This window comes from Leifsonia sp. Y862, from assembly GCF_057669585.1.
Genome location: NZ_JBYHFR010000002.1, coordinates 60373 through 83292 on the forward strand (window position 1 = coordinate 60373; position 22920 = coordinate 83292).

The 22920-nt window shown below is 65.4% G+C and carries 23 protein-coding genes; 11 read left to right on the forward strand and 12 right to left on the reverse strand.

What is annotated here, in order from left to right:
* Nucleotides 1-9 precede the first annotated feature (9 nt).
* The 5 genes from AC25Z0_RS10445 to AC25Z0_RS10465 all read right to left on the reverse strand — a co-directional run bounded on the left by AC25Z0_RS10445 (nucleotide 10) and on the right by AC25Z0_RS10465 (nucleotide 5425).
* Nucleotides 10-1014 carry an aldo/keto reductase gene (locus AC25Z0_RS10445; protein WP_488133181.1) on the reverse strand — a complete coding sequence of 335 codons (1005 nt, stop codon included), beginning with the start codon at nucleotides 1012-1014 and terminating at the stop codon, nucleotides 10-12.
* A gap of 8 nt (nucleotides 1015-1022) precedes the next feature.
* Complete coding sequence (locus tag AC25Z0_RS10450; protein WP_488133182.1) at nucleotides 1023-1892, reverse strand: carbohydrate ABC transporter permease; 870 nt, start codon at nucleotides 1890-1892, stop codon at nucleotides 1023-1025.
* Nucleotides 1889-2857 carry a carbohydrate ABC transporter permease gene (locus AC25Z0_RS10455; protein WP_488133183.1) on the reverse strand — a complete coding sequence of 323 codons (969 nt, stop codon included), beginning with the start codon at nucleotides 2855-2857 and terminating at the stop codon, nucleotides 1889-1891. The genes AC25Z0_RS10450 and AC25Z0_RS10455 overlap by 4 nt, the downstream gene beginning before the upstream one ends.
* Nucleotides 2858-2960: 103 nt before the next feature.
* Nucleotides 2961-4253, reverse strand: a complete 1293-nt coding sequence (locus AC25Z0_RS10460) for an ABC transporter substrate-binding protein (protein ID WP_488133184.1) — start codon at nucleotides 4251-4253, stop codon at nucleotides 2961-2963.
* A 158-nt stretch (nucleotides 4254-4411) separates the two neighbouring features.
* A complete protein-coding gene (locus AC25Z0_RS10465; RefSeq protein ID WP_488133185.1) occupies nucleotides 4412-5425 on the reverse strand; it encodes a LacI family DNA-binding transcriptional regulator in 1014 nt (337 codons plus the stop codon).
* A gap of 135 nt (nucleotides 5426-5560) precedes the next feature.
* Here AC25Z0_RS10465 and AC25Z0_RS10470 point away from each other — a divergent pair, with 135 nt between their 5' ends.
* Nucleotides 5561-6436 (forward strand): alpha/beta hydrolase, encoded by an 876-nt coding sequence (locus AC25Z0_RS10470; RefSeq protein WP_488133186.1) that lies wholly within the window; start codon nucleotides 5561-5563, stop codon nucleotides 6434-6436.
* On the opposite strand, the gene AC25Z0_RS10475 is transcribed toward AC25Z0_RS10470, so the two are convergent.
* From AC25Z0_RS10475 to AC25Z0_RS10485, 3 genes are all read right to left on the reverse strand, one after another.
* Nucleotides 6433-8466, reverse strand: a complete 2034-nt coding sequence (locus AC25Z0_RS10475) for an HNH endonuclease signature motif containing protein (RefSeq protein WP_488133187.1) — start codon at nucleotides 8464-8466, stop codon at nucleotides 6433-6435. The two genes, AC25Z0_RS10470 and AC25Z0_RS10475, sit on opposite strands and share 4 nt — an antisense overlap.
* Nucleotides 8467-8552: 86 nt before the next feature.
* A complete protein-coding gene (locus AC25Z0_RS10480; RefSeq protein ID WP_488133188.1) occupies nucleotides 8553-9248 on the reverse strand; it encodes a hypothetical protein in 696 nt (231 codons plus the stop codon).
* Nucleotides 9249-9380: 132 nt separating this feature from the next.
* Nucleotides 9381-10145 (reverse strand): SGNH/GDSL hydrolase family protein, encoded by a 765-nt coding sequence (locus AC25Z0_RS10485; RefSeq protein ID WP_488133189.1) that lies wholly within the window; start codon nucleotides 10143-10145, stop codon nucleotides 9381-9383.
* A 219-nt stretch (nucleotides 10146-10364) separates the two neighbouring features.
* Here AC25Z0_RS10485 and AC25Z0_RS10490 point away from each other — a divergent pair, with 219 nt between their 5' ends.
* The 3 genes from AC25Z0_RS10490 to AC25Z0_RS10500 all read left to right on the forward strand — a co-directional run bounded on the left by AC25Z0_RS10490 (nucleotide 10365) and on the right by AC25Z0_RS10500 (nucleotide 13011).
* On the forward strand, nucleotides 10365-11357 hold the full coding sequence (locus tag AC25Z0_RS10490; protein WP_488133190.1) for a methionine ABC transporter ATP-binding protein: 993 nt from the start codon (nucleotides 10365-10367) through the stop codon (nucleotides 11355-11357).
* Nucleotides 11354-12112, forward strand: coding sequence for a methionine ABC transporter permease (locus tag AC25Z0_RS10495; RefSeq protein WP_488133191.1), 759 nt, complete (start codon nucleotides 11354-11356; stop codon nucleotides 12110-12112). Before AC25Z0_RS10490 ends, AC25Z0_RS10495 begins: the two co-directional genes overlap by 4 nt.
* 62 nt (nucleotides 12113-12174) lie before the next feature.
* Entirely contained in the window at nucleotides 12175-13011 is an 837-nt protein-coding gene (locus AC25Z0_RS10500; protein ID WP_488133192.1) for a MetQ/NlpA family ABC transporter substrate-binding protein, read from the forward strand.
* A 199-nt stretch (nucleotides 13012-13210) separates the two neighbouring features.
* Here AC25Z0_RS10500 and AC25Z0_RS10505 read toward each other — a convergent pair whose 3' ends face one another.
* The gene (locus AC25Z0_RS10505) at nucleotides 13211-13678 is read right to left on the reverse strand and encodes a GNAT family N-acetyltransferase (protein ID WP_488133193.1); all 468 of its coding nucleotides are present in this window, start codon (nucleotides 13676-13678) and stop codon (nucleotides 13211-13213) included.
* Between the two features lie 92 nt (nucleotides 13679-13770).
* Here AC25Z0_RS10505 and AC25Z0_RS10510 point away from each other — a divergent pair, with 92 nt between their 5' ends.
* Genes AC25Z0_RS10510 through AC25Z0_RS10520 form a run of 3 tightly spaced genes read left to right on the forward strand, consistent with a single transcriptional unit; the run spans nucleotide 13771 to nucleotide 15787 of the window.
* Nucleotides 13771-14217: an FAS1-like dehydratase domain-containing protein gene (locus AC25Z0_RS10510; protein WP_488119606.1), complete on the forward strand. Its 447-nt coding sequence runs from the start codon at nucleotides 13771-13773 to the stop codon at nucleotides 14215-14217.
* Nucleotides 14214-14648 (forward strand): MaoC family dehydratase, encoded by a 435-nt coding sequence (locus AC25Z0_RS10515; RefSeq protein WP_488119607.1) that lies wholly within the window; start codon nucleotides 14214-14216, stop codon nucleotides 14646-14648. The genes AC25Z0_RS10510 and AC25Z0_RS10515 overlap by 4 nt, the downstream gene beginning before the upstream one ends.
* Before the next feature lie 2 nt (nucleotides 14649-14650).
* Nucleotides 14651-15787: a UDP-N-acetylmuramate dehydrogenase gene (locus AC25Z0_RS10520; RefSeq protein WP_488119608.1), complete on the forward strand. Its 1137-nt coding sequence runs from the start codon at nucleotides 14651-14653 to the stop codon at nucleotides 15785-15787.
* Nucleotides 15788-15849: 62 nt separating this feature from the next.
* On the opposite strand, the gene AC25Z0_RS10525 is transcribed toward AC25Z0_RS10520, so the two are convergent.
* Nucleotides 15850-16458 (reverse strand): TetR/AcrR family transcriptional regulator, encoded by a 609-nt coding sequence (locus AC25Z0_RS10525; protein WP_488119609.1) that lies wholly within the window; start codon nucleotides 16456-16458, stop codon nucleotides 15850-15852.
* A gap of 121 nt (nucleotides 16459-16579) precedes the next feature.
* Here AC25Z0_RS10525 and AC25Z0_RS10530 point away from each other — a divergent pair, with 121 nt between their 5' ends.
* Both AC25Z0_RS10530 and AC25Z0_RS10535 read left to right on the forward strand, forming a co-directional pair.
* Entirely contained in the window at nucleotides 16580-17602 is a 1023-nt protein-coding gene (locus AC25Z0_RS10530; protein ID WP_488119610.1) for an aldo/keto reductase, read from the forward strand.
* A 12-nt stretch (nucleotides 17603-17614) separates the two neighbouring features.
* A complete protein-coding gene (locus tag AC25Z0_RS10535) occupies nucleotides 17615-18736 on the forward strand; it encodes a low temperature requirement protein A (protein WP_488119611.1) in 1122 nt (373 codons plus the stop codon).
* Nucleotides 18737-18749: 13 nt separating this feature from the next.
* On the opposite strand, the gene AC25Z0_RS10540 is transcribed toward AC25Z0_RS10535, so the two are convergent.
* On the reverse strand, nucleotides 18750-19193 hold the full coding sequence (locus AC25Z0_RS10540; RefSeq protein ID WP_488119612.1) for a hypothetical protein: 444 nt from the start codon (nucleotides 19191-19193) through the stop codon (nucleotides 18750-18752).
* A 10-nt stretch (nucleotides 19194-19203) separates the two neighbouring features.
* Nucleotides 19204-20742, reverse strand: a complete 1539-nt coding sequence (locus AC25Z0_RS10545; RefSeq protein WP_488119613.1) for a PspC domain-containing protein — start codon at nucleotides 20740-20742, stop codon at nucleotides 19204-19206.
* Nucleotides 20743-20891: 149 nt separating this feature from the next.
* Between AC25Z0_RS10545 and AC25Z0_RS10550 the strand changes: the two genes are divergently transcribed.
* Both AC25Z0_RS10550 and AC25Z0_RS10555 read left to right on the forward strand, forming a co-directional pair.
* Nucleotides 20892-22226 carry an ATP-binding protein gene (locus tag AC25Z0_RS10550; protein ID WP_488133194.1) on the forward strand — a complete coding sequence of 445 codons (1335 nt, stop codon included), beginning with the start codon at nucleotides 20892-20894 and terminating at the stop codon, nucleotides 22224-22226.
* Nucleotides 22223-22912, forward strand: a complete 690-nt coding sequence (locus tag AC25Z0_RS10555) for a LuxR C-terminal-related transcriptional regulator (protein ID WP_488133195.1) — start codon at nucleotides 22223-22225, stop codon at nucleotides 22910-22912. Before AC25Z0_RS10550 ends, AC25Z0_RS10555 begins: the two co-directional genes overlap by 4 nt.
* The last annotated feature ends 8 nt before the right edge of the window (nucleotides 22913-22920 follow it).

Sequence of the window (22920 nt, forward strand, 5' to 3'; positions counted from 1 at the left end):
GAATGGGGGTCAAGGCCAGGTGGTTCCGGGCGGTTCCTGCCAGACGGAGCGGTCTGGCACGAGCTGTTCAAGCTCTGCCCAGAGCTCCTGTGGAATATCGAGGGAGTCGGCCGCCACCGTCTGCTCCATCTGCGCGACGGTGTTGCCCCCGACGATGGTGGAGGTGATCCGCGGGTCACGTGTACTGAATTGCAGTGCCGCCGCCGACAGGCTCACCCCAGCGCGCTGGCAGGCCAGGCCCATCTGGACGATGGCATCAGCCAGAGCGGATGACGCGGGTCGATACGCGTAGGTGCGTGCGACCTCCGGCCACCGAGCAAGTGCGCCGCCGCCGAGCACCGCGGCATTGATGACGCTGACGCAGCTCTCTGCCGCCACCGTCACCAGTTCCTCGGAGGAGCGGTCAACGAGGGTGTACCGGTTGTGGGTGATGACCGCGGTGAACAGCCCGGTCTCGACATAGCGCTGGAGCATCGGTGCGGGGCCGCCGGAGATGCCGATCTGGTCGACCAGCCCGCGATCACGCATCTCGACGAGGGCTCGTACCGGTCCGTCGACCGCGAAGGCTTCATCCCAACTGATCAGCTCTGGGTCGTGCAGGTACAGCATGGGGAATCGGTCGAGACCAAGCTTGTCGATGCTCTCGTCGAGGCTCCTTCGCATCCGCTCGCCTGAGAACGAACCGGTGACGGGGTCACGATCGAGCTTGGTCTGCAGCACGACGCCGGTCGGGAGCCCGCCGCGGCGACGGATGGCATCGCCGATGTAGCTTTCGCTGGCACCAGCGCCGTATTCGTTCGAGGTGTCGATGAAGGTGATGGCGGCGGTGTTCGGAGCATCAGCATCAGCAGCAGCGTCGAGCATGGCCTCGAGCACCGTGACCTGATCGTCGCCAAAACGGGCGCGCGACCAGGACGAGGTGCCGAGGCACAACCGGGAGACCGCTGGCCCATCCGGTCCGAGGGTGCGCGGTGCCGTGCGGACCGCCGCCTCGTGCTCAACCTGTGCTGACATTGACTGTTCTAACCCTTGACCCCGCCGGAGAGCAGGTCGAGACGCCAGAAGCGCTGCAGGAAGAGCATCAGCGCGATCAGCGGAATGATGGAGATCGCGGCGCCGGTGATGGCCACCGAGTACAGCGCCGGGGTGCCGGAGCCCTTCGACAAGAGCGTGTACAGGCCCACGGTCAGCGGGTAGCTGTTCTGGTCGCTGAGCATGATGAACGGCAGCAGGAAGTTGTTCCAGATGCCGACGAACTGCAGCATGAAGACCGTCACCATGCCGGGGAGCATCATGGGCAGGCCGATGCGGAGGAAGATCTTCCACTCGCCCGCGCCATCGAGACGCGCGGCCTCGATGGTTTCCTGCGGAACGGCGGCAGAGGCGTAAACGCGGGACAGGTAGATGCCGAACGGGCTGATGATGAGCGGGAGGAGCACGGACAGGGTTCCGCCGGCCAGGCCCACCTGCGAGAGCAGGAGGTACTGCGGGATGGCCAGTGTGATCCCGGGAATCAGGACGCCGGCGAGGATCGAGTAGAAGATGACCGTGCGGCCCTTGAACTCATACTTGGCCAGGCCGTATCCGGCCATCGTGGAGACGAACGTCGACAGCACTCCGCCGAAGCCGGCGTAGAGGATCGAGTTGGCAGCCCACAGGCCGTACTGGCCTCCGCCGTAGCTGAACAGGTCACCCAGGTTCTCCATCAGGCCGCTGCCGGGGATGAACGAGAAGGTCGTGAAGAGTTCGCTCGGCGACTTCGACATGGCGGTGAAGACCCACAGCACCGGAACCAGGCAGTAGAGCGCACCGATCATCAGGATGGTGGTTGGCAAGACCTTGCCGCGATTGGTGGCCAGCTTGGCCGTCTCGCGAGTTGCGGCGGCGGTCATGACTTTTCTCCCTTGTTGCGGCGGTTGCTGAGCCAGATGACGATTCCAGACAGTGCAACGGTTCCGACCGCGAGAACCACGGACAGCGCTGCGGCGCCGGGGAGGTCATCGGTGAGGAATGCGTTGCGGTAGATGGTCATCAGCGGCACCCAGGTTTGGCTGATGATGTCGGTCATCGGCTTCAGCGTTGTGGGCTCGCTGTAGAGCTGGAGGGCGCCGATGACGGAGAAGATTCCGGTGAGGAGCAGCGCGGGGACGACGAGGGGGATTTTCACGCGCAGGGCGATCTGGATCTCGTTGGCGCCGTCGATGCGTGCGGCCTCGTAGATCTCACCTGGAATACCGCGAAGCGAGGTGTAGATGATGATCATGTTGAAGCCGACGCCACCCCAGATTGCGATGTTGGCGATCGATCCGAAGATGCCACCCGGTTCGAGGAACGGGATGGTGCCCCAGCCGAGCGCCTGCGTGATGTACGAGAAGGGGCTGGTGGACGGCAGGTACATGAAGCCCCACAGCAGGGCGGCGATGACGCCGGGCACTGCGTATGGGATGAAGATGGCGGTCTGACCGAACCGGCTGGCGCGCACGCCAGGGGTGTCGAGCAGCAGGGCGAAAAGCAGTGCAAGCCCGAGGGTGACGGGCACTGCGATCACGGCATACAGCGCGAGGTGCCAGAATCCGCTGCCAAGGGCAGGGTCGGTGAGTACGGCGATGTAGTTGTCGAAGCCGGCGAAGACCAGTGCCTTGGTGCCGAGGATGCCGCCGCCCTGAATCTTGTACGCCGTGAAGCTGAGGTACGCCGCGTAGATGATCGGGACGAGCATGAACAGCACAAACAGCACAACCGCGGGCCCAACGAACAGGTACGGGGCGAAGCGGATGCGCGAACGCGGTCGCTTCCGCGGTGGGACGGAACCCGTGCGCGTGAGTGGCGCCGCCGGTCTGGCGGAGGTGGCAGTCATCGATTCTTCCTTCTTCAGGAGAGGGCCGGCGGTGGCCGACCCTCTCAGTGCGACTGGCGCCGCGAGTGAGCTGGGTGTTGCTGTGTGTTTCTGAAGTGCTGTACTACTTGTTGGTGATTTCGAAGCCGGACTTCTTCATGTCGGCGACGACGGTCTTCTGCACGGCGGTGAATGCGTCGCGCCATGAGGTTCCAGCGGTGATGGCCTTGTTCAGCTCATCGGTGAAGGCACTTTCTGCCACGTTGACGTTCGGGCCCCACGTGACAGGGATCGCGTTCGACGAGATGGTTGCGGCGAGCTCGTAGAAGTCGGTCTGCTGCGGCATCAGGGCCGGCGGGGCGCTGGACTTGGCCGTTTCCTGGCCGGAGATGGCGGCCGGGTATGCGTTCTGCACGGTGAGCAGCAGGTCGGCGCCTTCTTCGCTGGCGTTCAGCCAGGAGATGAACTCTGCCGCCTGCTCGGGGTGATCGGAGTCCTTGGTGACGATGTTCGCGGAGCCGCCCTGGTAGGCGACGGACGGGTCTCCGGCGGTCCACTCGGGGAAGTTGGACATTGACCACTTGCCGATGGTGTCTGGTGCGACGCCTTCGATGACGCCGGGAGCCCAGAGTCCGCCTGGCCAGGACAGCATGGTGCCGCTGTTGGCCTTGGCGTTCCACTCAGGGGTGAGGATCGGGTCGGTCGAGATCAGGTCAGCGTCGACGAGGCCCTCGAAGAAGTCGGCCACCTTGAGGGAGGCGTCGTCGGCGATGCCGACAGTCCAGGTGCCGTCTTCGACTGACCACCACTTGGAGCCGGCCTGGTTTGCGACGCCGGCGTAGAACGCCCACTGGTCGGCAGGCAATGATGCGAGATATGCGGTCGGGTCAGCGGCGCGAACGGCTGCTGCTGCAGTGGCGAACTCTGCCCAGGTGGTGGGAACGGGGATGCCGTACTGAGCGAGCAGGTCGGAACGGTAGAAGAACGCCATCGGTCCGATGTCCTGCGGCAGGCCGTAGATGTGGCCGTCGAAGGTGGTCTGCGAGAGGGTTCCCTCGTCGTACTTGTCTGTCACATCTGAGACGAGGTCGGTGATGTCCAGCGGCACGTCGGCAACGATCAGCGACGGCAGCGTTGGGTACTCGACTGCGGCGATGTCGGGGGCGTTTCCGGCGCGGCTCGCGGTGAGGAGCTTCGCGGAGGAGTCTTTTCCGCCACCGGCATCCGTGTACTTGACCTGGATGTTGGGGTTGGCCGCGTTCCAGGTGTCGACCATCTCCTGGGTGCCCGGTGCCCACGACCAGAAATCGAGAGTGACCTTCTCATCGCTGCCGCCAGAGCCGGCGGAGCATCCGCTGAGCAGTACAGCGCTAACGCCAACGGCTGCGATTGCGGCGACAAATTTGCTTTTCTTCATTTCAAAACTACTTCCTTGTAGGCGAACACCGCGTGGTGTTCCCTCTTTTTGAACTGGCGTACATGCTGCTTCGTGGGCATCGAAGCGTTTCGATATTTTGAGGGCGTCCTTTTCGTTTGGGGCTGTGGGGCTAGGGGGGAAGGGGCCGCGCTAGTCGATCACGAGGGTGATGGACGGGCGGTTGAACTTTTGCGGACGTAGACCGGATCGATCAGCTCGATGTGCGGGTTAGCGAATCCGCCCAGCTGCTGCATGACGAGTTCGACGGCACGGCGGCCTGACTCGAGCGCTGGCAGCGGGATGACGTCCACCGGGGGGACAAAATGATCGGTGGAAAAACTGGAGCAGGCAGAGACGATCGACAGCTCGTGGGGGACGGCGATCTCGCGTTCCCGCAGTACCTCGAGCAGAATTCCGTGGATGTTCTCGTTGCAGTTGAGGACGATGGCCGTCATGGCAGGCAGTTGTGCGCGCAGGCCGTCGTAGGATTCCTCGACTCCTGCCCTAGTGGCCTCGGTGGTGTTGAACGCGGTGTCGATACCGGCAGCTGCTCCAGCGGCGAGGAAGGCGTCGCGGAAGCGCGGGGCGTAGTTGGAGCCGCGTTCGTACAGGTTGCGGGCGTGGCCCATTAGGCCGATCGAGGTGTGGCCGAGGGCGACGAGCTGGTTGACGGCCAGGCGTGCGGCGCCTTCGAAGTCGAGGTCGACACAGGTGAGCCCGTCGGTGTCATTCGGGATTCCGATGAGTGCGGTTGGCAGGCCCACTTCGCGGATGACGGCGACCCGTTCGTCGTCGACTGTCACGTCGAGCATGATGACGCCGTCGACAAGTGAGCTGGAGGCGACACGACGGAGGCCGGCAATTGCATCGCCCTCGGTGAGCAGGAGCACGTCGTAGTCGAAGCTGCGGGCAGCCGTGACGACGGAGAGCACGAATGCCATGAGTGCCGGCGGGTGGGTGTCAGCGTGCATCGGGGCGGTGAGCGCCAGGATGTTGGTGCGGGAGCCGGCCAGCATGCGAGCGCCGGCGTTTGGGCGGTAGCTGAGTTCGGTTACGGCCTGGGCGATGCGCGTCTTGGTCTCGGCGGCAATGGGGCGTTTCCCAGACAATGCATAAGAGACAGTGCTTATGGAGACACCAGCGACACGAGCTACGTCGTTGATGTTGGCCACAATAACTCCATTGTTTCGGCATTGTCTAAGCGCTTCGATGAATCGCCTGCACACCAACGGTAAGTCATCGAAGCGCTCCACGCAAATCATTTGTGGCCCCGTGCAACTTATTCCCAGTCTGGCTACGATGGCGGCATGACCGACACGTCTCACGCTGCTGATTCCACCGCCTCTGTACCCTCCCTGAAGGACGCGGACCTGACATTCCGCGCGGCTTCGCCAGCAGTATCGACGTCGGCCTTGGAACTGGCACCGGCCTCTGATCTGGCGCCGGCCTCGGCGCCGGCGCCCCTGCTGCTCGTGCTCCCTGGCGGCTCGTACCGCGAACATGCAGACCACGAGGGCACGGCCATCGCCGACTGGCTGTCGCAGATCGGCTTGAACGCCCTGGTGGTGCGTTACCCGGTTGACCCGAACCGGTACCCGACCGGGCTCAAGCGCGTGCAGGATGTGCTCATTGCCGCCCGTACCGGCGCGTTGGACCTTGGCATCGACCGCACGCGCATCGGCGTGGTTGGTTTCTCGGCTGGTGGCCATGTAGCCGCCCTGCTCTCGACGGGGGTGGCCTCAGCTCCGGTTGCAGCTGAGGGGCGGGTCGACCTGTCGATTCTGGCCTACCCGGTCATTTCGATGACCCATGAGCCGCACTCGCAGTCACTGGCCAATCTTCTCGGCGATGACGACACCCTCGACAATCGGCGAGCACTCAGCGCCGAGTATTTGGTCGACGCACACACGCCGCCGACGTTCCTCTGGCATACGGCCGATGACGGCGGCGTGCCGGTCAGTCACTCGCTGCGCTATGCCAGTGCTCTGGCTGCGCACAACATTCCCTTCGACCTGCATGTCTTCGAACGTGGCGAACACGGCAAGGGACTCGCCTCTGGCCTCGGTCCCCTCGAAGCGTGGAGCGCACTCTGCGAAGCGTGGCTGGCCGAGCACGGCTGGGTGCCTGTGCCTGTGCCGGAGCCGGCGTCTGTGTCCGTGCCTGTGCCCGACAAGGAGTCTTAGAACGGCGGGTTCTCGGGCAATGGTGCGCGAGACTCCCGTAGCTTTCGGAGTAGTGGCGAACGTGCCAGTGAATTCGTGGGCAGTGGATGCCGGGGCAGTGGATCGGGTGGTGCGTTGATCCCGACGTATCCCGTCGGTGTGGTGACGGTGACGCTGCCGTCTGGGTCTCGTTTGTACCGGATCTTCGTCAAGGTCTTCAACCGGTGGTCGGGTGCGCACAGCGGGATCAGGTTGTCTTCGTTGGTGAGCCCGTGGTCGCGAACCCATTCTTTGAGATGGTCGACGTCGGAGCTGACGGCGAGCCGGTTGCAGCCGGTCCGTGCGCAGGTGCCGTATTTCACGGCGAGCCATTCGCGTTGCGCTCTTGTGGGCCGGTAGCGGGTGCGGTCGAAGCTGAGGATCTCGCCGGTGAACGGGTCGGTGCCCACCCGGCGGAACGCCGGGGCGTCGATGAAGAGTTGCGCGGCGGTGACGGGGTCGATGGGTCCGTAGCCCTGCAAGACTGCGGGCTGATCGAATGGGACCGGCTGGCCGGCCTGACCAGGCTGACCAGCTGGATCAGTAGCACTGGCGTGGCCCTCGTGGCCCTCGTGGCCCTCGTGGCCCTCGTGACCCGAGTGCCCGTCTTGGCTAGCCTGACCGGAGTGGTCGGCCTGCCCGGCAGAGTTGGTGCCACCGAGGAGCCCATGGATGGGGACGAACAGCAGCGGCCGTACCTTCGCGGCGGTCGGTGTGCCGTCGCCCGCGAGCCAGCCGGCGAACAGGTCGGTACGGATCTGCGCCCGGGTACGGCACCGGTCCCGGCCAGTGCCGGCAGCCTTGGCTTCTTCCGCTTCCTTCTTCGCAATCTTCTTGGCGGTGGCATCGAGTCGGGCGTTGATCCGGATGCCGTCCGCGGCGCTGATCACCGCGAAAACCGTGCACATGCCATCGTTGGCCGGTTCAATCACGACCCGGCGGTCAGCCATCGCGCGGGCGTGACGGAGCTCAGGGGGCTCTGCGAGTAGCCGTTGCTGCAGGGTGCGGGCTTTGCGTTGGAATGCTTCCGGCGTGAGTTCGGTGGCCTTCGCAGTGAGTTCGGTGTCGTAGTGGGCGATCACCTCCGGGTCGGTCAACCCGGTGAGATGGTTGACGGCGGCGCGGGCCTGCGCGTATCCGGTGTGACCGGCCTGGAACAGTGCCCAGAGCTGCGGCAGTGACTCGGCGAGCACCAACCCTTCGTGGGCCATGGTCCGCACCTGGTCGGGCGAGCGATGTAAACGGAGGCTCAGGTCGGTGGCCGCGGTTCGTTCGGCCAGGTCCAGGGCGTCTGGCTCGCTCATCCCGCCTGGCGTCAAGTAGATGCTGAGGTTGTTACGGGCCAGGCGTATGACCTCCGCCGCAGCTGCGACCTCCACGGCCATCGACCGGGCCGTCGTGGATTGCGCGGTCTCGGCTTTTCGGAGCGCGAGGTTGATCGCGCCATGTGCGGACTCTGTTCCCGGGCCACCGACATCGCCGATCAGGACCTGCGTCGCGGCCATCTGCTCTGCAAGCTCCTCCTCAGCCGCCCGCATTACCGCCTGCTCTACGGCCACTTGTTCCGCAGCTTGCTCTGCGGCCTCTTCCGCAGCTTGCTCCGCCACCAGCTGCACGTCCCGCTCAATGACCCACCCCGAGAGCTGCCACTCGGCATAGGACCAGTCAAACGTTATGGGCCGAGTCTGCGCCGCGCCGAGCCGGCTAACGGTGGCGAGGACACGGTCGGGAAGCGAGCCGGCAGGAAGAGATACGGCAGGAAGAGATACGGCGGGAGGCGAGGCTGCAGGAAGCGAGTCGGCGGGAAGCTGGGCGGCGGGAAGCGAGGCAGGGGGAAGAGATACCGCAGGAACGGATATGACCGGGCGCGGGCGAGAAGCGGCAGGAAGAGATGCGGCAGGAAGAGATGCGGCAGGAAGAGATGCGGCGGGAAGGGAGGAGGCGGAGCGCGTGGAAGGTGAAGTGGCGGGAGTGTTCACCGGCCGTTCGGGATGTTCCAGCGCTGGATCCATGCCTCAATTCTAGATCAAAGTTTCGAAAGAAGCTAGAGGTTTCCTCATTTAAGTCGTACAGTTGTGCCCATGAATCGTTCGCCGCCCTACCGGGAGTTCCCCTCCTCAGTGACAGTGTTCCCCTCCTCAGTGACAGTGTTCCCTTCATCGGCAACGGCAAGGGAGCGCCCAGTGCGGTCCGCCAAAAGGATTGCAACGACGCCGAGGAGCATCTGGCCGCCAGTGCGGATGAAATTGTCCGCGGCGGAGAATGCCGTGATCAGGGGTAGCGCATTCTGCGAGGCCGGTACCGAAAAAATGATCGCCTGCACCAGCCAGAGCGCCGATATCGCTCCGACGATCCAGGCGGGTCCCCAGTTCCACGGGGCGGGCACGGTGCTGGTGCGACCGATCTGAATGACAGCGATCAGCGCCAGTGCGAACCGAACAAACGAATCGACGTATCCGAATGCGAGCAGGGTTCCCGGCGGCGAGTCGTTGGAATAGTTGGAGTAAACAACGTCCTGCAGCACGGTTCCCACCAACACCCAGGCGCCGAGCGCGGCCAATGCCGTCGTCCCCAGCGGGCGTCGCGACGTGACGCTGCCAGATCCGCGGATGCCGAAGGCGAACACGAGGAGGGCTGCCGAGAACAGTGCAGTGGCGATGGTGCGCCCGCCAGGGATCAGGGGCAGGAGGATCAGGTAACTGACGAGAACCGAAGCGAGAAATAGTGACCCGCCGAGGAACCATGCGCGTCGTGCATCCAGAACAGCACGCTCATCAATCTGAGTGTCGGTCATGTTTGGGAGTGTAGTGTCGAGCGCCCGCCACCGCCGCGACCCCGCGTACGCGAGTCAACTTCACGCAAGTCAACCCCACGCGAGTCAACCCCACGCGAGTCAACCCCATGCGAATCAACTACACGCGAGTCCCTAGTCGAGTACGACAGGCTCCAGCGTCGGACGCTTGGGCAGCCGGCCGTCGCCAGACGAGCGACCGGTGAGGCGCCGACCGATCCAGGGCAGCACGTGCTCCCGGTAATACGCGGGGGAGTTCCTGCTGCGCCCGGGCGACGTGGTGCTCGCGTCGGCGAGGATCGCTTCCCACGCGACAGGTACAGGCATGTCGAGCGCGCGCAACACATTGGACGCAACCTTGGTGTGCCCAATCGCGTTGAGGTGCAGCTTGTCTGCCGACCAGTAGCGACTTGAGTGCAGCTCGGTATCCGCCCAGTTGTCGACAACGGTGACACCGGGGCGATCAAACGCCGGGCGCACGACCTCGGCGAGTTTGTCGCCGCGCTTCTGCATGAGCGCGCCCATGGGCAGATGACCGCTCGGATTGGCGCCGCTCAGCAGCACGACGTGGGCGCCAGCTGCACGGGCACGCTCCACGACCTGGTCAAGCAGGTCAACCACGTACGAGATCTCAACCTTGGGCCGCATCAAGTCGTTGCCGCCACCGCAGATCGTGAGCAGGTCTGGCGCGAGAGACAGCGCTGGCTCCAGCTGTTCGGCGACGATGGGTCCGAGAAGCTTGCCTCGAATCGCGAGGTTCGCGTAGCCGACGGGCGCCTCTGACGCAGCAGCCAGTCCGGCGGCGACGAGGTCTGCCCAGCCCCGCACCCGGCCATCGGCGAGTTCATCGCCGATTCCCTCGCTGAAGCTGTCACCCATCACGACGAAACGTTCGTACATTACTGCCCACTTCCCTGCGGATGATCCTCCATCCGCTCTGTAGAGGGTACGCGCGTTGATCGGCGCCTCAGACCGCACCGCGCCAGACCGTGCACAATGCACGAAATCGAGTCAGAATGCAACAATTCGTCACTCGAATTTGAGTGTGACGTTACCGATTGACAAGATCGATGGGCGACGGTAACAACCTGCCTCGCCTACTCTGAACCCGGGTGAACAGTGATCTCCGTCAGCCATGTCTCGAAAACCTTCGCATCAGGCGGTGGGGCGACCCTCGCGTTGAACGATGTCAGCCTCGACGTCGCCGAGGGCGAGATCTATGGCGTCATCGGCCAGAGCGGCGCAGGCAAGAGCACGCTCATTCGAGCGATCAACCTGCTTGAGCGTCCCGACTCCGGCACCGTGACGGTTGACGGCGACGAGTTGACCGCACTGAGTCCCGCAGAACTGCGCGCAGCGCGTAGGAAGATCGGCATGGTCTTCCAGCACTTCAACCTGCTCTCCTCGCGCACGGTGCAGGGCAACGTCGAGCTCGGCCTCGAAATCATGGGCGTCGACAGCGCCGCCCGCAAGCGTCGCTCGATGGAGATCCTCGATCTCGTCGGCCTCGCCGCCAAGGCAACCGCATACCCGGCCGAACTCTCCGGCGGACAGAAGCAGCGCGTCGGCATTGCCCGCGCCCTCGCCGGAAACCCGAAGGTCCTGCTCTCCGATGAGGCGACATCCGCTCTCGACCCAGAGACCACGCGCTCGATCCTCGACCTCATCAAGACGATCAACAGCGAACTCGGCCTCACCGTCTTGCTCATCACGCACGAAATGGATGTCGTCAAGGGCGTCTGCGACTCGGCCGCGCTTATCGAGGGTGGCCGCATCGTCGAGCAGGGCAAGATCGTCTCCCTCATCTCCACGCCGGGCTCGCGTCTGGCCCGTGACCTGTTCCCACTCGGCGACGCGCCGTTGCCGACAGGCAACACGGTCATCGACATCACGTTCAGCGGTGGCACAGCAGACCGGCCGGTCATCGCGCAGCTGGCGCGGAACTACGGACTCGACATCAGCATCCTGGGCGCTGTCATCGAGACGATCGGTGGCAACCAGGCCGGCCGCACTCGACTGGAGCTGCCTGGCACGCCAGCCACCAATGCGGTGCCGATCGAGGACCTCCGCGCGCAGGGCCTGCTCGTCGAACTCGTAGGAGCTGCAGAATGATCGATTCATCCGCCCCAGGCTTCTGGCAGGGACTCATCCAGGTGTTGCTCGTCGGCACAGGGCAGACCCTTTATATGGTCGGCGTCGCGCTGCTGATCACCATCATCGTTGGTCTCCCGCTCGGCATCGTGCTCGTGGGTACCGAAGCCGGCGGACTCTTCGAGAAGCCGTTCGGCTCCCGCCGCCTCGGCATCGTGATCAATCGCGTGCTCGAGTTCGTGGTGAACCTCGGCCGCTCGGTGCCGTTCATCATCCTGATGGTGGCGCTCATCCCGTTCACCCGCCTGGTCGTTGGCACCTTCATCGGGTCGACAGCGGCAATCGTGCCGCTCAGCGTCGTCGCCATCCCGTTCTTCGCCCGCATGGTCGAGATCGCCGTCAAGGAAGTCGACTCAGGTCTCGTCGAAGCGGCAGAGTCGCTCGGAGCCACCCGCTGGCACATCGTGTCGAAGGTGCTGGTTCCCGAAGCGCTGTCGTCGATGATCTTGGGCCTGTCGACGACGGTCACCTCGATCATCAACTTCTCCGCAATGGTCGGAACGGTGGCAGGCGGCGGCCTCGGCGATGTCGCCGTGCGCTACGGATACCAGCGCTACAGCGCCATCCACATGTTCGCGGTGATCGTCGTCATCTTCATCATCGTCATGATTCTGCAGGGCATCGCAACGTGGCTTGCCCGCCGGTTCTCTCACACCGGCCGCTCACAACGCTCGGTCACCTCCCGCACGCTGCTCGTTCCCGCAGCCAGCGCCTGAGCTCGCACCACGCACCAACGCACCACCCCTGTCCACAGCCCCCTCTTGAGATGAGTCATCACATGAAGTTCTCCGCTCGCACCTCGCGTCTTGCCGGTGCCGCCATTGCCGTCACCGCTCTCGTCGGCCTGGCCGGCTGCGCCGCATCCACCCCTGAGGCCACCACGGCCGCCGACAGCTCAGACCTCGGCACCATCAAGGTCGGCGCGCTCGCGACCCCCGCTGGCGACATCCTGAAATTCGTGCAGGACAACCTGGCCGCCGACGCCGGTCTGAACATCGAATTCACCGAGTTCACCGACTACAACACGCCGAACGCCGCGCTGGCCGACGGCTCGATCGACGCCAACCTCTTCCAGAACGAGACGTTCCTGAAGACCTACCTCTCCCAGGCTGGCGGCGACCTGATCAGCCTCGGCTCGATCTACCTGCCGAGCGCCGCGTTCTACAGCGACAAGGTCGACAGCGTCGATGACCTGAAGGATGGCGCGAAGATCGGCATCCCGAACGACCCGACGAACGAGGGCCGCGCGCTCAAGATCCTCGCCGCAGAGGGCCTCATTGAAACCACGGATGAGCCGACCACCGTCGCCGACGTGACCTCGAACCCGCACAACTTCACGTTCCTCGAGATCGAGAACGCTACGCTGCCGCAGGCCGTGCCCGACGTTGACGCCGCATTCGTGACCATCTCGTTCGCGCTGCCCGCCGGCCTCACCGCCGATGACGCCATCCTCATCGAGGGCGCAGACAGCCCGTACTCCAACGTTCTGGCCACCCGCGCAGAGCTGAAGAGCGACCCGCGCGTCGTGAAGCTCACCGAGCTGCTGCTCGCACCCGAAACCCAGAAGTTCATGGAAGACACCTGGGGCGGCCTGGTCATCCCGACCGCCAAGTAGTCTGCTGCTCGTGCAGCTGCGCTCGCTGCTGTTCAGCCGAGCTGCTGGTGCATAACTCCTGCAGAATTCGACGGACCCGGCCCGCAGCCTTGGAAATACGGGAGCGGATGCCAGACCGCCAGGCGAATTGCAGGAGTTATGCAGCCACAACCCGTCGCACAACCCCGCGCACGACCCGGCGCCCGTGGAGACACAAGAGTTACGGAGCTGCCGGCGCCGGGTTCAGCATGAGCTCGAAGCCGTGGGCGTGCTCGTACTTGCCGTAGCTGCCGATCTCGCGGAAGCCGAGCTCGCGATACATTCTGAGCGCTTCCGGCTGGGCCGGCCCAGTCTCAAGCAGCAAACGGCTGTAGCCGAGCTCCGTGCGAGCGATCTCGATGAGACGCCCGAGCACGCTGCTCGCGTGACCCTGGCGACGGTAGTCGGGGTGGGTCCACATCCGCTTGATCTCGCAGGTGGTCTCGTCGAAACGACGGATACCGCCGCCCGCGACAGTGGTCTCACCGTCGAGCAGCACCAGGAAGGTGCCAGACGGGGGATCAAACTCGATGGCCGGAACATCATCTGCCGCGTCGCCGGGGCCATAGCGGGTCTCGTACTCCCAGCGGAGTCCATCGAGGAGGCGAGCTGCTTCCGGGCTGTTCAAGCCCACACGTGCGAATTTCACTCGCACTAGTCTGCCAGTTGCGTTAGCCTGCCAGTTGCACTGCGCAGGTGAATGCTGGCGCTCGCCCGCTGGCCTCCAAGTACACTCGAATGGTGCCAGTGAACCCCGAACTTCAGGGCCGGGTCTTCCCGCCCACAACGCCATATATGGTCGGACGCGAGAAGATACGCGAGTTTGCCCGCGCCGTCTTCGCGACGAACCCCATCCACTTCGAGCCGGATGCCGCACGCGCTGCGGGCCACGTCGACGTTGTCGCCCCGCCTACCTTCGCCGTTGTTGTGCAGGAACAGACGCTCGCACAGCTGCTCTCAGAACCGGATGCCGGCATCGACTTCACTCGCGTCGTCCACGGCGACCAGCGCTTCAGCTTCACCCGCCCGATCGTGGCCGGTGATGAGCTGACCGCAACGCTCACCGTCGCCAGCGTGAAGTCGCTCGGTGGACACTCCATGGTGACCGCTGAGTCGAGCATCACAGACGCCACCGGCGCACACGTCGTGACCGCGACATCCACCCTCGTCGTCAGGGGAGACGAATGACAATCGCACCAGCGCCCACCCTTGATTCCCTGGCCGTCGGCGATGTCGTCGCCGGTGGCAGCTTCACGCTGACGCGCGATTCCCTCGTGCGCTACGCCGGGGCATCCGGTGATTTCAATCCCATCCACTACCGCGACGACGTAGCAGCCTCCGTCGGCCTGCCCGGTGTGCTCGCGCACGGCATGCTGACCATGGGCATCGCCGTGCAGCCCGTCGTCGACTGGGCAGGCGACCCCGCGCGCGTCGTTGACTACCAGGTGCGCTTCACCCGCCCGGTTCCCGTTGACGGTACCGATGGTGCAGTCATCACGGTGTCGGCCAAGGTCGGCGCCCTCGATGTCGATGCGGCCATCGCGCGCATCGACCTCACCGTGACCTACAACGACCAGACCGTGCTCGGCAAGGCGCAAGCACGCGTCACCCTGGCGTAAGCGTGTCTGAACCGATCCCGCTCAGCGACCTCACCACCCTGCGCGTCGGCGGTGTGCCGCGTCGGCTGGTGGCGCCCGCCACCGAAGCAGAGCTGGTCGACGCCGCCCGCGAGGTGTGGGCAAGCGACGAGAAGTGGATGCTGCTGGGCGGCGGCTCAAACACGCTGGCGTCAGACGACCCATTCGACGGCACGGTCATCCAGCTGGTGACGCGCGGCATCGAGGTGCTGGAATCCGATAACTCGGAGCACGTGCGCTTGCGTGTGCAGGCCGGCGAACCGTGGGACGACCTGGTGGCGTACACCGTCGCGCAGGGCTGGGCAGGGCTTGAGGCCCTCTCCGGAATCCCCGGCGCCTCCGGTGCTGCCCCCGTGCAGAACATCGGTGCGTACGGCCAGGAAATCGCGGCCAGCCTCACGGCCATCGACTTCCTCGACTACGAATCGGGCGATGTGCAGCGGCTGACCGCAGCCGACCTCGAGCTCGGCTACCGCACGTCGGTGCTCAAGCAGGGGCTGGAGGGCATCGTGCTGGCCATCGAACTTGCCCTCCATGACACGCAGGCTGAGGCATCCGTTTTGGGCAGCGCGCTCAGCCAGCCCGTTGCCTACGCCCAGCTGGCCGGGTCTCTCGGTGTGCAGCTGGGAGACAGGGTGCCGATCCAGGACCTGCGCGACACCGTGCTCGCCCTGCGCCGCTCAAAGGGCATGGTGCTGGATGCTGCCGACCCAGACACCGCCAGTGCCGGTTCCTTCTTCACGAACCCGATCGTCAGCGAGAGCTTCGCGCGCACGCTGCCGGAATCCGCGCCGCGATGGACGCAGGAAGACGCCATCCCCGACCGGGTCATCCCGTTGGAGGACTACTACGGCGTCGGGCCCGTCCCCGGCATCGAACGGGTGCGCCTCGTGAAGCTGAGCGCAGCGTGGCTCATCGAGAACGCGGGGATCAGGCGCGGCTTCCGCCTGCCGGGCTCCCTTGCTGCGATCTCAAGCAAGCACACCCTGGCCCTCACCAACACGGGCGGTGCAACAGCAGAGGAGATCGCCCAGCTGGCGCGCTTCGTGCAGGGCCGCGTCGCAGCCGAGTTCGGCGTCGTGCTGCAGCCGGAGCCCGTGCTCATCGGGGTCTCGCTCTAGACGCAGTTACAAGTAGCGCGGCCGGCCGCACGGCCATCTAACGCCCAGCAGCTACTCCCGTGTCACCTGAGCTCAAGTCCTTCCATGAAGATGCGGATCATCCGTTCATTAAAGTGATGGTCCTCGCCAGGAACGGGCTGGCACATCAGCGCAACGGTGAGCAGGAGGTCCCTGGCGCTGACGTCTGGTCGAACCCGACCGTCGGTTCGTGCGGTAGTGAGAAGTCCATCGAGCGCGGGCTCGAGGCGGTCAAGGAGAACGCGGGGGAGATCGTTGAACGCCGGGTCACCCGAGTGGAGGGCAGCGGCGAGACCGAGCTTCGTTCCGACGAAGTCCGTGAACCGTTCGATCCATTTCGTGAGCGCGTCCCATGGTTCGTGCTCGGCGCTCAGCGCTGTCGCAGCATCGGCGCAGGCGTCGACCTCGTGTTGCAAAACGGCGACGATCAGCTCAGAGCGGCGAGGGAAATGCCGATACAAAGTCCCGACGCCGACACCGGCACGGTCTGCGATCTCTTTCGCCGGCGCGTCAACGCCAGCGCTCGCGAACACAGTCTTCGCTGCCTCGAGCAGGGCGTTGAGATTGCGTTGCGCGTCAACGCGCTGACGGCGACGTGTAGTGCCGCCAAGCTCTGCAGGCTGCGTGGCTGGCTGGACGGTGGTTGGTTCCATTGGTGCACCCCTTGCTTAGCGGAACGCTGTTCCGTATAGTACTGGAAATAGATTCCGTTTCTTCATAGTACGACCGGACGGGATACTCCCGCATCTCGAAAACACACAATTGGAGAACCTCATGCACTATCGAAACCTCGGCAGAACGGGAATCAAGGTCAGTCCGTACGGGCTCGGCGCGCTCATGTTCGCCACTCAAATCGGTAACTCCGACCCCCAAGATTCGATCCGAATCATCCACAAGGCGCTCGACGCCGGCATCAACCTGGTCGACACCGCTGATGCGTACGGAGACTCGGAGGAGGTCGTCGGGCTGGCGTTGAAGGGTCGACGCGACAACGTGGTGCTGACAACGAAGGTCAGTCGCCCGATGGGTACAGACCCGAACCAGCGGGGCGCCTCCCGGCGGTGGATCATGACCGCGGTCGAGAACTCGCTGCGCCGTCTCCAGGTCGACCACATCGACGTGTATCAGCTCCAGCGTCCTGACCCCGATACGGATATCGAGGAAACACTCTCCGCCTTAACGGACCTCGTCCGGAGCGGCAAAATCCGCGCGTTCGGAAGCTCGACGATGCCGGCGTCGAACCTCGTGGAGGCACACTGGGCTGCCGAACGGCGTGGCCTGGATCGGTTCCGCACTGAGCAGCCGCCGTACTCGATCCTGAATCGCGGCATCGAGCGTGAGGTTCTTCCGGTTGCACAGGAGTACGGCATGGGCGTTCTCGCGTGGGGCCCGCTCGGCCAGGGGATGCTCACCGGTCGAGTCCGCCGTGGGCAGACCAACGACGTCACTCGCGCGAAAATCTTCACCGCGTTCAGCGATGAGCGACGCCTGGACGCGGTGGAGAAGCTGATCCCACTCGCCGGGGAGGCCGGGTTGACCATGCCCCACCTCGCAATGGCATTCGCTATCTCGCACCCCGGAGTCACCAGCGCTCTGCTTGGGGTACGAACCATTGAGCAGCTCGACGACCTCCTCGCGGGGCTGGACGTCCACCTCTCCGACGACGTCCTCGACAGGATCGATGAGATCGTCCCGCCCGGAACGGACATCGGCACCCTCGACCAGGCCTACGTCCCGCCGGCGATCGAAAGGGTGAGCCTCCGTCGTCGACCCGCGAACGAGCGCTTAGCCGCATAAGGGGCAGGAACCATGGCGGCCCCCGAGGCATCCGAGATCGACGTCAGCTCGACCCGTCACGTCGACTGGCTCGAACTATTCTTCGACCTTGGTTTCGTCGTCATCGTCTTGCGGCTGACGGGGCTGCTTCACGGAGCACCAGAACTCACCGACTTCATCACGGTCGCCGGTCTGCTTGCGGTCGCCTGGCTCGTCTGGCTGACAGTGACCGGTTTCGTGAACCTCTGGAGTGATGGCGCCGGTGACTGGAGAATCCCTCTCCTGGTCTCGATGGCCGGAGTCGGGCTGATCGCCGTATCGATACCGGAGGCGACATCCCGTGCGGCCCCGCTCTTCGTCCTGGGGCTCGCGGTGGCTCGAACCGCAGTCTGGCCATTGTGGTTCAGAGCGCACAGGGGCGGAGGAATCCGCGCGGCCATGCACGGACCGGGCATCTCTGTGCTGTGGCTTGGGTCGCTTCTCTCTCCGGATGATGTGCGCCCCTGGGTTTGGCTCTGTCTCGTCGTTGCCGAGGTGGTCTACAGTGCGTCAGGCTTTGGACAGGCCTCGTTCGCGATTGGGCATCTTCTTGAGAGAGTCGGCCTCTTCGTCATGATCGTGCTCGGTGAGTCGATCCTTGAGCTCGTTCTCGCGGTCCGCGTGGACCAGTCGCCGCTTGCCTGGGCGATCACTGCCGGGGGCTTCGTGCTGATCTGCGCGATCTGGTGGCAGTACTTCCAGCAGGGAATACCTGTCACGAGCACGATGCTGGGTCACAGCTCTGGGACGGTTCTACGCGATGTCATCGGTGTCGCCCACTTCTTCATCGTGCTCGGCCTTATTGGGATTGCGGCCGGTCTCGGTTCGGCTATCGAGCATGCAGACGACTCGCATCTCCCGTATGGTTCCGTGGTGGCCTTGGGCGGCGGGGTCGCCGTTTACCACCTCGCCAACGTGATGATCGCGTGGCGGTTCGGCGTGCGGACGCCGCACCTCGTGCTCGTGACAGCTATCCCAACAGCCGTCCTCGCCGTGTTTGTCATCTTCGGTGGGCACTGGCCAGCCTGGCTGCCCGTACTGATACTGGTCGGCTACGTGGGGACAGACCAACTCCTACGGCCACGGGTGATTCGGCAGTTCAACCGCAGCACGTAAGAGGAGAGCGGAGCTAGCCCGCGCGCCTGGCCGCTGCCACGATGCCGGCCACCACGAGCAACAGGCCCGTCACGATCACAGCACCGAGAAGCCACAGCGTGGGGTCCTGGCTCGTCGGAACGACGGTCCAGACGACCATGAACGCGGCGAAGACCAGCAGCAGAACGCCCCACACGATGGTGCCGAACTGCGGACGCCAGGTGGTGGGTGCCGGTGCAGGTGCCGAAGCGGATGCCGGAGCGGCGCTGCTTGCGGGTGCCCAGGCCGAGTCGGTTGGAGCCGGCGCAGGCCGGGCGGGTGGCGCGAAGAGGTCATCAAGTGGGTCTGTGGGCCGGGCGTCGCCGACCTTGTCTGCGGCCGGCAGAGGGACTGTCGGCTGAGCATCGGTGGGCAGGGCATCGGCCGCCCGGCCATCGGTGGGCTGCGGTTCTGTCGGCGAATCTGGTGAGGTTGTCATTCGGATGCTCCTAGCGGTCGGTGTCGGCATCGACGATGGATACCTGGCCGGCGAACGACCAGACGCGGATCTCGGTTGCGGCACCGGCATCGCCCGAGTTGAAGGTGCGGGAGTCGTGGAGGAAGACGCCGCCGCGCTCGTTGGAGGCACGGGTGCTGCCCTGGTCTGACTCGTCTTCGATGGCGCCGGCGAGCAGGTTGCTCTGCACCGTGACGGTGCGATCGGACGGCAGGATGAGTTCGGTCTCCCCGAATCCGAGCCAGACGTCGATGGTGCGGCCGTCGTTCAGTCGTGCGTCGTCGAGCTGGCTGAGGTCCACTGTCGGAGCCCCTGCGATGATCGCGTACCCGGGAACGGCGTCGACATCGTTCGAGCTCACTGTCCAGTTCGGTGAGCCGAAGGGCGAGAACTGGGTGCCCTGCGGAAACACTCCGAGAAAGACGAGGGCGAGGGCGGCGAAGAAGGCGAAACCGCCCATGGCTCCGCTGTCACGACCGCGGATGCCAGACACGATGATCCCGATGGCGAGGACGCCGAGGGTGAACGCGAGTCCGATGAGGAGCGACTGGCCGGTCCACAGCCCGCCCTCGACGCTGATCGTGAAGAAACCAGCCGCTGCGGCACCAGCCACGAGGGCAAGGCCGAGCGCGATCGCGGAGAAGCCGGCACCGGGGTGACGATGGTGGTGCCTGTGCTGAAGGCTGTTGCCTTGGTGGCGCTGCTTGTTCTGCTCAGTCCACGCGCGGCTCTGCTCGTTCCAGGCGCGGTTCTGTTCCTGCCAGGCGTCCCAGGTGCTGCGCGGAGGTGTCGCTGCCGCCCCTGCCGCTCCTGCTGCCCCTGCTGCTGCGTAGGCGTCAGTGCTTCCGCCAACGGTGGCTGCTTGTGGTTCGGCCGGCGGTGGCGCGGGAACTGTCGTCCCGGCGGCACCGGCGGCGCCAGCGGTGAAGGCGTACGCGCTGGATGAGGCGGCCGTCGGGGAGCCGGCGGGTGCGGCATCCGCTTGCGTGGTCTGGTACGGCCTGGAGTCAAACGGCTTCGTCATGAAGTCGGGAGCCGGCGTGCGGCGCAGCAGGTAGACGACCAGCCAGATGCCGGCGGCGGCTACGGCGAGGAACCAGCCGACGGCCAGCGTCGTGGCGAGCCAGTCCGGCATGCCCCAGGCGATGGGCGCGCCCTGCCACCACAGCCCGCGGTTGAACGGGGCGAGCGAGAAGAGGATCAGCGCCAGGATGCCGATCATCACCGGCTCGACGACACCGTGCACCAGCTGCTCAGCGTGGATGCGGCCACTGGTGTCTGGCAACAGCGCCCAGGCGAGTGCGTAGAGCAGGATGGCCGGCGCGCCGAGTACGGCGAGCACGATCACGATGCCGCGAATGATCAGCGGGTCGAGCCCGGTGCGCGCGGCGATGGCACCGCAGACGCCGGCGGCCCAGCGGTCTGTGCCGCGAACGAGGCCGAGCGACCGGATCCAGTTGAAGAATCGGGTGATCTGCGCGTAGCCATCGGCATGGCTGGCGCCCGAGCTGTTGTCGGTGTGGTTGGTCATGATTCGAGTGTGGCGCGGCCACGGGGTTGCTCGCTATCAGGGATCACCCTGACTCATCCCTGAAAAGGTTTGGCTCGTCCCTGAATTACCCGCCCCGATTCCCGGAGAGAGCCCGGGCATGCTTTGATTCTGGAGTGAAGACCGAACGGATGACGAGGCCGCGGCTCCGAATCATCGGCGGCGTGTGCGCGGGATTCGCCGAGCACACCGGTCTTCCCGTGAACGTTGTGCGGGTGGCCACGGTCATCCTCGCGTTCTGCGGCGGCGCAGGGATCCTTCTCTACGCCTGGCTGTGGGCCACCACACCGGATGCCGGCAGCGCTGCCGCCCGCTCCGCCGCCCTGCCGAAGGCCAGTCTTGTGACGCCGGCCGGGGCGACGTGTGACCCCACGACGACTCCCGAGAGGGCGACACCCGCCCCGGCAGATCCAGCACAGACGACGACTCCCCGAGCCGCGTCGGACGCGGCCGCGACGACCACGGCATCCGCTCGCACCGCACCTGTCACCGAGATCCTGCTCGGCCTTGCCCTGCTCGCGGCGGGAGTCGCGCTGATCGCCAGCCGGTACGGCGCCAGTATTCCGCTGGCGGTCATCATCCCCGCCATCGTGGTGCTCGCCGGTGTTGCACTCGCCTGGCGACAGTTCGCCGATCTGCGAAGCGGCGCAGCGCTCCGCACCTCCGCGATCCTGGTGCGCATCCTCGGTGCCCTCGTGCTGGTCGCCGTCGGTATCCTGCTCTTCTTCGTGACCGGGGAGCAGCCGAACGTCTGGACGGTTGTCGTTGCCGCAGCTGCGGTGCTCATCGGCGTTGCTGTCGTGCTCGCGCCGTGGCTGATTCGCCTGTTCGGCGACCTCGCCGATGAGCGCGCCGCCAGGGTGCGCGAGGCGGAGCGCGCCGAGATCGCGGCCCACCTGCACGATTCGGTGCTGCAGACACTCGCCCTGATCCAGCAGAAGGCCGGCCCGCACAGCGACGCCGCGCGCCTTGCCAGGGCACAGGAACGCGAGCTGCGTGAATGGCTGTTCACCGGCGCTGAGTCCACGCGCGTCGACCTGGCAACAGAACTCCGTCGGGTCGCCGGGGTCATCGAAGAGGACCACCCCGTGCACTTCGAGATCGTCACGGCAGGGAGCGGCCCTGAGGACGCACCTGAGGGACTCGTCGCCGCCGCCCGCGAAGCCATGCTCAACGCGGCCAGGCACGCCGGCGGTGCGGTCTCGGTTTACCTCGAGAGCGGCGCTCGCGGCATCGAACTCAGCATCACGGATCGCGGCCCAGGGTTCACCATCGATGACATCCCAGAAGACCGCCTCGGCGTGCGCGAGTCGATCCTGGGGCGGATGCGACGGGTCGGCGGCACGGCGTCTGTTCGGCCGGGCCCTGGCGGAGCAGGCACAGAGATCTTGCTGACGCTGCCCGCGTCGCACAGCCCAGAAACACAGCCTTCAGAATCACAGTCACCAGAAACGGATGCCGAATGACCGACCTCGCAGCGGCGGAGCCCACCCCGCCACCGGCGACCCTGCCCGTGGTGATCGTCGACGACCACTCGATCTTCCGCTCTGGGCTCAGGACTGAACTCGACGCCGGTATCGCAGTGCTCGGCGAGGCAGCGACCGTCGATGAGGCCATCGCCCTGGTCGCGCAGCTGCAGCCGCGGGTCGTGCTACTCGACGTGCACCTGCCTGGCGGTCGCGGCGGCGGGGGAGCAGAGGTCATCCGCGACGCAGCGCCGCTCGCGCCGGCCACACTGTTCCTGGCGCTGAGCGTGTCGGATGCCGCCGACGACGTGGTCAGCGTCATCCGTGCCGGCGCCCGCGGATACATCACCAAGAGCTCATCGGGGGCAGAGGTGTCGGATGCCGCCCGCCGTGTGGCCGACGGCGACGCCGTGTTCTCGCCCAAGCTGGCCGGCTTCGTGCTCGATGCGTTCGGCGCGGTGTCCGGCGAGACCGCGGAGACCACCGATGAGCTCGACCGGCTCTCCGCGCGCGAGCAGGAGGTCATGCGATTGATCGCCCGCGGCTACACCTACAAAGAGGTGGCTGGCACGCTCTTCATTTCGGCGAAAACCGTCGAAACCCATGTGTCTGCCGTGCTGCGCAAGCTGCAGCTCTCGAGCAGGCACGAACTGACCGCCTGGGCGCTGGAGCGCAAGCTGCTCTAGCAGCGAGC